Annotated in this window: 6 protein-coding genes and 1 riboswitch; all 6 genes read right to left on the reverse strand. The window is 53.9% G+C overall.

Annotated elements, in window-relative coordinates; translation table 11 throughout:
- Positions 1-534: 534 nt before the first annotated feature.
- Complete coding sequence (locus FYJ73_RS15200) at positions 535-1,194, reverse strand: DUF4465 domain-containing protein (RefSeq protein ID WP_154535592.1); 660 nt, start codon at positions 1,192-1,194, stop codon at positions 535-537.
- A 605-nt stretch (positions 1,195-1,799) separates the two neighbouring features.
- Complete coding sequence (locus FYJ73_RS15205; RefSeq protein WP_154535588.1) at positions 1,800-2,870, reverse strand: YncE family protein; 1,071 nt, start codon at positions 2,868-2,870, stop codon at positions 1,800-1,802.
- 197 nt (positions 2,871-3,067) lie between these two features.
- On the reverse strand, positions 3,068-5,029 hold the full coding sequence (locus FYJ73_RS15210; RefSeq protein ID WP_154535589.1) for a TonB-dependent receptor plug domain-containing protein: 1,962 nt from the start codon (positions 5,027-5,029) through the stop codon (positions 3,068-3,070).
- A 39-nt stretch (positions 5,030-5,068) separates the two neighbouring features.
- Positions 5,069-5,256: riboswitch (cobalamin riboswitch) on the reverse strand.
- A 219-nt stretch (positions 5,257-5,475) separates the two neighbouring features.
- Positions 5,476-5,643: a hypothetical protein gene (locus tag FYJ73_RS15215; protein ID WP_154535590.1), complete on the reverse strand. Its 168-nt coding sequence runs from the start codon at positions 5,641-5,643 to the stop codon at positions 5,476-5,478.
- Positions 5,644-5,827: 184 nt separating this feature from the next.
- Positions 5,828-6,727, reverse strand: a complete 900-nt coding sequence (amrS, locus tag FYJ73_RS15220) for an AmmeMemoRadiSam system radical SAM enzyme (protein WP_154535591.1) — start codon at positions 6,725-6,727, stop codon at positions 5,828-5,830.
- A gap of 84 nt (positions 6,728-6,811) precedes the next feature.
- Positions 6,812-8,356, reverse strand: coding sequence for an AmmeMemoRadiSam system protein B (amrB, locus tag FYJ73_RS16065; RefSeq protein WP_235899415.1), 1,545 nt, complete (start codon positions 8,354-8,356; stop codon positions 6,812-6,814).
- Positions 8,357-8,562 lie beyond the last annotated feature (206 nt).

An 8,562-nucleotide genomic window follows, 5' to 3' on the forward strand; every position in this document is an offset into this window, starting at 1 on the left:
AATCTATTGAAGAAGTCTTTGAGTAACATTGGCTTGGTTTTTTCCATAAAAGTAGCTGTATTTTAGAAGATTACAAAAGAGCAACTAATTATTTAACGAATATTAGTACGGACATCACCACACAGAAGGAAAACTGACAAAAAACCGGCCACGAGACGGCGATTTTCGCCAGCAAGTGGTCGGTTGCCCGCAACGACGCGATTTTTACGCATTTTTTGTAAAGTGCTGACAGACAACAACATACAGTTGTACGTCGTTTTCTGTCGCATGGATAGTGCCTTTCTGACGCTGTCATCTCAGTGTTTTGACCTAGTCATCTCAGTGTTTTGACCCGGTCATCTCAGTGTTTTGACCCAGTCATCTCAGTGTTTTGACCGCATCAGAAAAGTACTTTTGTCGCAGAACACTTGAAAGAGAGCCGAATCATCCCTGTTTTTTCTCTTTTTCATGGCCTTCGGCTCTCTATTTTGCGACAGAATTCAGACAAGCTTTTGTAAAGTCTGATTACGTTTCACAGAGGCGCATGGTGCCTCATTATCTTCTCACCACTTTCTTTCCATTGATGATCACCACACCCTTATAGTCCTTGCCGACACGTTGTCCGGCGAGGTTGTAGGCGACACCATCGTGAGTCTGAGCACGGTTCACGCCGACAGCGGAGATAGCTGTCGGAGCGTCGTTCTTGCTGATGGCTGCCAGTTTGCGGCTGCGTCCGTCGTAGACACCGTTGAAGTCGTCCATGAGGAAATAGCCCGGCGTGGTCATGCCATAAGTGCCGTTGCGGCTGCTGCTCAGGCGGAAAGTGATACCCGTCACGTCGCCGAGTGCGGAGAGGTCGAGCCATGTCCAGTCCTTGACATAGTAGTGGTCAGCCTCGTTGTCGGAGCGGTAGTCAGCAAGATAGTACGACACCGTGTCTTTCTTCGTCTCACCATCCAAGCCGATGACATCCACGCGATACCAGTCACCCTTCGTGAAGGCCCCCGGTGTCAAGCCGTCACTCTTGAGGATAGCATTTTGCAGATAGGCATTTGCGGCAACATAGAAGCCACTGATCGTCTTCTTACCGTCAGCGGGACATGATTCTCTCTCGGCAATGACACAAAGGACAAAAAGACGCAGCGAATACAAAATAAGGACGCAAAGAAGTGCACTCTTGTGCAGTTCTTTGCGTCCTTTTCTTGTTTTCGTCATTGGGGCACCCAAGCTACAAGACTGGAGACCATATCGACCCAATCATATATTTTGCGGGGTTAGGGTGGGGATAAACCCCACCCCTACGCTGGATGTACATGGTGAGTTCGTAGGGGTGGGGTTCATCCCCGCCCTAACCCCCACATGGTAACTAATCATCCACCCTAACCCCGTGCCAGTCATTCTTCCAGTTACCCACGCTACATATTTTATGTAAACATAAAGCAAAATTACAATAATAAGGACGCAAAGAAGCGCACTCTTGTGCAGTTAGGGTGGGGATAAACCCCACCCCTACGCTGGATGTACATGATAAGTTCGTAGGGGCGAGGTTCATCCCCCCCCTAACCCCCGCATGGTAACTAATCATCCGCCCTAACCCCGTGCCAGTCATTCTTCCATTTACCCACGCTACATATTTTATGTAAACATAAAGCAAAATTACAATAATAAGGACGCAAAGAAGTGCACTCTTGTGCAGTTCTTTGCGTCCTTTTCTTGTTTTAATGGTTCTCTCTCGTCCCTTGCAGCATACTACTCCCCCTCTCCCTTTGGAGATGGGTATGGGGTAAGGCCGGAGCGGCTGTAGGTGTGCGCCTTACTCCTTATTTATATGCCTCAGCGAAGAAGCGGATGTTCTGAACCGAGTAGCTCATCTGCAAGCCACCCTGAAGTAGCTTACCACTGTTGTCGTAGATATAGAGTGAGCTGGGAGCCGTGTAGCTCGGGTTATCGATGACAAAGATACGACCCGACACAGGATCCACGTTGACCTGCTGCGGAGAGGTAAACGCGCTGTGGTCGAGCTGTGTTGTCTTGCCGTCAGCGAGGCTGTAGCGGAAGAAGCTCTTCACCGACAGCGTCCAGTTGGCGTCATAGCCCGTGAGCAGAGCGACAATGCTGTTGCCTACCTTATCATAAGCGATGGCGGAAGCCTTCACGCCCGTGTTGGTTATCTTGTCCGTTGTGGCATCGATGCACTGCAGGGCACCGTCCTGGTCGGCGTGATAGGTGCTGACGAAGTACACCTTATTGCCCACTGCCACGCTCTGGTTATAGGGGTTGAGCTCGCAGTCGAGCTCCTTGGTCTTCTTGAAACTCTTTAGGTCAATGACCGAGATGCTCTTGCCAGAGTTATCGTATTTGTAGTCCGACATGTTGACGTAGAGTTTGCCGTTGGCCACAGACATCGCCTCGGGATAGCCACCTACTTTCACGCTGTCCGTGAGGTCACCATTGGTGAGTTTATAGATATAGCCGTTGTAGGCAGAGACATAGACATGATCATAGTCGGTAGCCAGATAGCGAAACTGAGCGCCGGGCTTGAGAATAGCCTTCTCCACCTTACCCTTCTCGTCGAGCACCTCTATCTTAGACGATGTGGTGCTGGCGACATAGAGCTTATGATAGAGTGGCAGCACATCCTGCGCGTCGCCGACGAGCTTACCGTTGGCAGTCTTATAGATGTCGGTGTAGGAGTATTTGCCGCTGTTGTCCGCATCGATAGCACCAACGGCACCGTTGTTCTGTCCCCAGTTGCCGGCAGCGGCTGCGAAGATCGTGTGGGAATAAGTCTCCCAGTCGATGGCCGTGTTGTTATCATCGTCACTGCTACAAGCGGTGAACATCCATGCTGCAGAGAGGAGCAGCAATAGTGAATACAATTGTTTTTTCATACTTTCGTTTTTATGATTGATAATTATAAGATTTCATGCATAGCCCCACCCCGTACCCACTCTCCCAAGGAGAGGAGATACTTCCAAGCTGGTTAGGGCGGGCGTAAAGCCCGCCTACGGCACCACCAGCGATCCCCATCCTTGCGGATATTGCGGTTGCCTTCTCCTGGGGAGGGTTAGGAAAGGGCTTTAGGGCCTCAGGGAAGGGCTACTTCTAAGCTGATCTTCCAATTCCGCCCCATCATAGGATAGTATCGCACCACTTCGTAGTTGTGACCACCCAAGTTCTGAGCGTCGAGCTTTACCCTGAGCTGATGCTGACCGAAACGCCATAAACGCGAAAGCGAGACGCTGTGATCGGTATAGCCGTCCACACGGTTGTCGGGGATGTTGTAGCCGAGGAAGTAACGATGACTCACGGCAAGCAGACTGTAGCCCACGGTAAGCCACGGCGTGCACAGCGAAATGTCGCCGCTACCCGAGTGGCGCGGCGTGTATGCAATCTGGTCGTCATAGTAGACGTCGGTAGCGTTTGTGCGGTCCGTAGCACTGATATAGCTGTAGCTGGCCATTGCGTTCACTGACCACCGACGGCCGAGCGACTGCTCCAGTCGTGCGGTGGCATCGAGTCCGAGCTGTCGTACCTTGCTCACGTTCATCATCTGCCAGAGAAACATCTTTGGTACAGCTACGATCTTATCCGTCACATGACCGTAGTAACCGTCAAGCGTCAGTGCGAGATGCTGCCTTTGACTGTCGTGCTGCCACGTAGCTCCGAGGTTCCATTGTCGGCTCTTCTCGGGTTTTAGGCTCCGCCGTCCCACGCCGGTATAGTAGAGATCGTTGAGTGTCGGCGTGCGGAAAATGTCTTTATAACCCAATCGCAAGTGTAAGCCACGCATCGGACTCACCGAGAGACTGAACGCCGGCGTGAGCCGATGAAGGTTAGGCGAGGCATTGCCAATCTCTACCCGTTCCCAGATATTTGTCGAGAGCAACGAAGCCACGGCGGTGAGCCACGGCAGACGGCAGTTGAGCGACAACGAGGTCCAATTCGACCACCGTGTAGGGAACTGGCAGTTGGGCACCGTCGTGTTGAGATGGTTGTACTGCAAATCTGCGGCCAGCGCGGCAGTCAGCGATCCGGCGATGCGATGCCAAGCCGTCGCCGAGGCGTAGAGTTCGTTTTGCCTGTAGGTGTTCTCCACCGTGCGCTGTGCCTGCACGTCATGGTCTCGCATCCATGAATAGTTCCACTTCAGTGCTCCCTTCAGTCGAAAGTCATCCGAGATGCGGTTGAGATAGGTCAGCTGCGTGAAAGCATTCTTGTCCGTAAGACGCTCCTGTGCCAGCGGATTGTCGTAGATGACTGCGCCTGGCAAGCCGCGCCACGCCTCATAGCCGTAGGCTTTCAGCCTGAGTTGCTGCCGCGGTGTGAGGTCGTAGCCCAGATTCAGCTCTCCTCGCCAAAGGTTGACATCGCTGTTGCGTCGCCGTTCGTCGATGCGCTGCACTCCGTTTTTCATGTGAAAGGGATAGACGCCATCGGCACGCTGACCGTCGGCAAACAACGAGGCGTGCAGGCGATGCCATGTATTGGAGAGCAGCACAGTGCCCTCGGCAAAACCATAGGAACCGGTGCGCAGCAGGCCCTCACAGCGACGCGGTACGTCGAAGGCAGACGTAGAGATGTGTACCACAGCGGCAGAAGCAAGGCTTTTGGCACTCTGGAAGATGTCGTCGTCCTGACCCACGGTCACCGAGAGAAAGGAAACATTGCCCAGAGAGTAGCGTCCAAGGTCAACCTGACCGGTCTGGCAGTCGCCCACCTGCACGCCATCGTAGACGACTCCGGTATGCTGCGAGCCAAGTCCGCGCACATCCACCGTCTTCATGCCACCGACGCCACCATAGTCGCGTACCTGCAAACCAGCAAGATGCTTCAGTGCCTCGCCCACGTCGAGCGAGGGCAGCCGTGACAGGTCTGAGGCTGTCAACGTCTGTGTCGGTGACGAAGCCTGTGTGTTGACAGGGATGCGCTGGGCTTCCACCGTCACCTCACGGAGATAGCGGGTCGTGTCGGGGAACACCTGTTGCGCACCGGCGGGCAGGGCGGCGACAACGAGAAACAGCAATGATGCGCTCTTCTTTCTTTTCATCTGATCTGACTTCCGTGGCCGTCTCCTCGGACGGACAGTGGAGAATGCTCGCAATGGCAGGTCTTCTGGCTCGCAGTCGGATGGCGAACGGTCTTCCCGACAACATTGTCAGTGACACGCGTGTTCGCTCCTCAAAGGACTGCACACAGCAGCGGGACTGTCCGGGATTCCCACCCGGTTCCCTTTTCATCATGCTCCTCGCATGAACCTATTGCGGTGCAAAGGTACAAAAAAAGATGGAATAACAGAGGAGAAAAGCAAAAATGTTGCACTCACACAACAGCACTCCTCTCCCGCAAAGACGCAAAGGGCACATAGGCTGGCGCACATCTGTACGTTCCCCCCTTATTTCTTCCTTTGCGTTCTTTGCGACTTTGCGAGGGATAGATAAATTAGATAAAAAGGTGGCATGTGATGAACAATGACCTTACGGTGTGCTGAGCGCCTTAACCGTTCTTCCTCACATTGCTGTCATCGAAGGTGTCATAGGCACCCATCTCGCCGTTGTCTCCGTCGAGGCAGTCGTGCTCAAAGTCTTCATCGATATGGCGTCCGTGGTGTTTGCCAGTGTAAAGGCGTTCCTTAGCTGTCAGTTGTTTGGTTCTTGTGTTCATAGTTGTTTGGGTTTGGTTATTGTTCTGCGAATATACGAAAAAAAAGTGAGACATTGTACTTTTCTTCCCACTTTTCTTTCCTTTTTTTGTATTTTTCTATCTTGAAAGAATGTTCTCAGAGTCAAGCACGCACAAAGCATTCTATTCCCCTCTCTTCTTGGAGAGGGGTTAGGGGCGGGGCTTATCACACATTTCCGAGATGCACCCATCGGATGCCTTCTTCCTCAGCGATGTCTTTCGCACGCATCATAACGGGGATGGGCGTGGGTCTGAGGTTGGGCATGCGGTAGGAGGGGAAACAGCGGCTCAGATGCAGGGGCACGTCAGCCATGCCGTTGTCGACGAGCCAGTGGCAGAGCGCGCGTATCATCTCCTCACTGGTATTCCATCCGTCAACGAGCAGATTGGTGACTTCCAGCGCTACGCCCGCCTCATGTATAAGACGCAAGGTACGCTGTACGGGAGCCAGCGAAGCACCGTTGAGGCGGTGATAGACATCGTCGCTGATACTCTTCAGATCGATGTTTGCCGCATCGAGGAAGGGCAGCAGGTCGCGCAAAGGCTGCTCGTTGACATATCCGGCAGAGACAAGGATATTGTAGATACCCTGCTCGTGAGCCAGTCGTGCCGTGTCGAGCATATACTCGATCCACGTCAGCGGCTCGGTGTAGGTGTAGGCAATCGATGGCAGATGCTGTTGCAGGCATACGCCCACGAGGTCTGCCGGCTGCCACGTAGCGTGCTCCACATCTTCCGGTCGTGCTTGCGAGATAGAGCTGTTCTGGCAGTTCAGACAGCGCAGGTTGCACCCCGTGCACGCCACCGAGAGGCACAGCGTACCCGGATGGAAGTGGTTGAGCGGTTTTTTCTCTACTGGATCGACGGCGAGCGCGCAGGGCTCAGCATAGCTCGTGGCCCATAGCTTGCCGTCACGAAACACGCGCGAGCGACATCGCCCCGCATGTCCTTCACCGATCAGACAGGCATGGGGACAAAGATCACAGCGGGCTGACAGAGTGCCGCCGGCTGTATCATGTCCGTTGCCGCCGATTTGTTCTATATGATAATATGCTGCTTGTTTCATAAAGTCTCACTTTGCTTGTCCGTGTACGGATGGCGCCGGGCGTGCGCTGGGCTTATTCCCGGCATCTCCACTTGCGTTGGCTGGCTATTTTACGATTTCCACCCGATACGTATACAGTTCCGCGTCCTTCCAACCGTCCCACGACAGTCCTGCCTTGTCCTGGGCACAGTGGCCGAGAAACTCCTCTTTGGTCCAGTTGACTTCCTCGGCTACCTGTGGCAGGAACGTACCCGAGTGCCATCCTTTCTTGATGTAGATACCCTCCTGACCATAGTGGAACTCGCTGATGTCGTGGATGCGTTTCAGTGGTGAGAGCACACTGATCTCAAGCGACAGCCGGTCCCACTCCTCTGGTTCCACAGGGCGAAAACGAGGATCGCGGTAGGCGGCATCGTGCGCCATGGCAGCTACCACCTGCCACAAAGGCACGTCCTCACCGAAATGACCGATGCAGCCTCGCAGCCGGCCGTTCTCGGTCAGCGTCACGAAAGCACCACCGTTGCGCAACAGTTCTGGGTTGGCAGGCTCTTCGACCTTTTGGCGGCGGATGCTCTTCCATGCGATGTCGAGCAGCTGATGCCGCGTGCTGTCGTCCAGCACGAAGGCTTCTTCCGGCCTGCCGTCATTTTCTTTGTCGTGTCCTGACCTTGTCTCATCCGACACGTCTGTTTGGCCCTTGTCACCATTTGCCGTTTCTTTCTGGACAGTCTGGCTTCCCGCTGCTTGGTGCCCGGTCATTGGATTCGTTGGTTCCGTTTCCGTCATCACGAAAGCGTGGTAGCCCACGACTTGGTCGTGACCGCTGTAGGGCGAATCACCCGAGTTGCAGTAGGCGAGATGATGGAATTCCATGCCCTGCTCTTTTTCCGCCATCATCAGCAGGACAGCGATGGCGGCCTGCCCGCAGGCACTGGTGGCAAGGTCGTGGACATGCTCCTCGGCATTGTCAGACAAGGCCTTCAGGAAAGTCGCAAGGTTGCCTGATGCCACGGCGTCGCCCGTGCGCTTGTCTATGCGCTCGGCATCGTCGTAGCATGGATAGTGCGAGAAGTCGCTGCTGATGACAAAGAGGTTGCGCGAAGTGAAGTACGGGACGAGTGCCCGCGCGATGTCCTGAAGTGTATAGTAGTCTTCCGTGCCGATGATGACCGGTACGATCGGCGGCACCTCGCCCAACTGCATTTGCAGGAATGGCAGTTGCACCTCCAGGCAGTGCTCTCTGTTGTGGGCACGCGGCTCAAAGGTCAGCACCTTGTTCTCTTCGACAAGTTTCCGGCAAAGTGCCGTGTCGACCTTCACCGGACCCAACGGTGTCTGGTATGCCTCCCAAGCGGTAGCCACTGAGGCTCCCGGCAGACCGATATGATGTGACGGTCCTATGAGGAAAATATGGTCGTAGTGAACATTCGGGTTAAGTTGCGCGAAAGCCTCGGCGGCGGTCTGCCCGGAGAAGATATAACCGGCGTGCGGCACAATGACCGCTCTCACGACGCCATGAAGTCTCGCCTTCGTCGCGGCAGAGAGATATTGCTTTACGTCTGTCTTCAGCGTCTGACTGTCTGCTGGATAGAATTGTCCGGCAACAGCGGCTGGGCGCACGTCGCCGGAAAAACACTTTGTCGTTTTCATAGTCATACTGATAATCATTAACAGTACTAAGCCTGTGCGTAATCCCTTCATAGGTTTTTCGCAAATATAGTGGTTTTATAGTAAGCGTCTCGGCATTACCGTATTTCAGCCTCGCTTAAAAGTCTGTACCTTTGCGCGCACAAATTATTATGAATATGGCAAGCAAAGACAAGTACAAGAGTCTCCTTGAACGGTACAAGCAGGCC

This window comes from Hallella mizrahii (genome assembly GCF_009695775.1).
Lineage (GTDB): Bacteria > Bacteroidota > Bacteroidia > Bacteroidales > Bacteroidaceae > Prevotella > Prevotella mizrahii.

Bases quoted from the DNA above. Each gene is read 5' to 3' on its own strand.
- amrS (WP_154535591.1), bottom strand. From the start codon at position 6,727: ATGAAACAAGCAGCATATTATCATATAGAACAAATCGGCGGCAACGGA.
- FYJ73_RS15200 (WP_154535592.1), bottom strand. From the start codon at position 1,194: ATGACGAAAACAAGAAAAGGACGCAAAGAACTGCACAAGAGTGCACTT.
- FYJ73_RS15205 (WP_154535588.1), bottom strand. From the start codon at position 2,870: ATGAAAAAACAATTGTATTCACTATTGCTGCTCCTCTCTGCAGCATGG.
- amrB (WP_235899415.1), bottom strand. From the start codon at position 8,356: ATGAAAACGACAAAGTGTTTTTCCGGCGACGTGCGCCCAGCCGCTGTT.
- FYJ73_RS15210 (WP_154535589.1), bottom strand. From the start codon at position 5,029: ATGAAAAGAAAGAAGAGCGCATCATTGCTGTTTCTCGTTGTCGCCGCC.
- FYJ73_RS15215 (WP_154535590.1), bottom strand. From the start codon at position 5,643: ATGAACACAAGAACCAAACAACTGACAGCTAAGGAACGCCTTTACACT.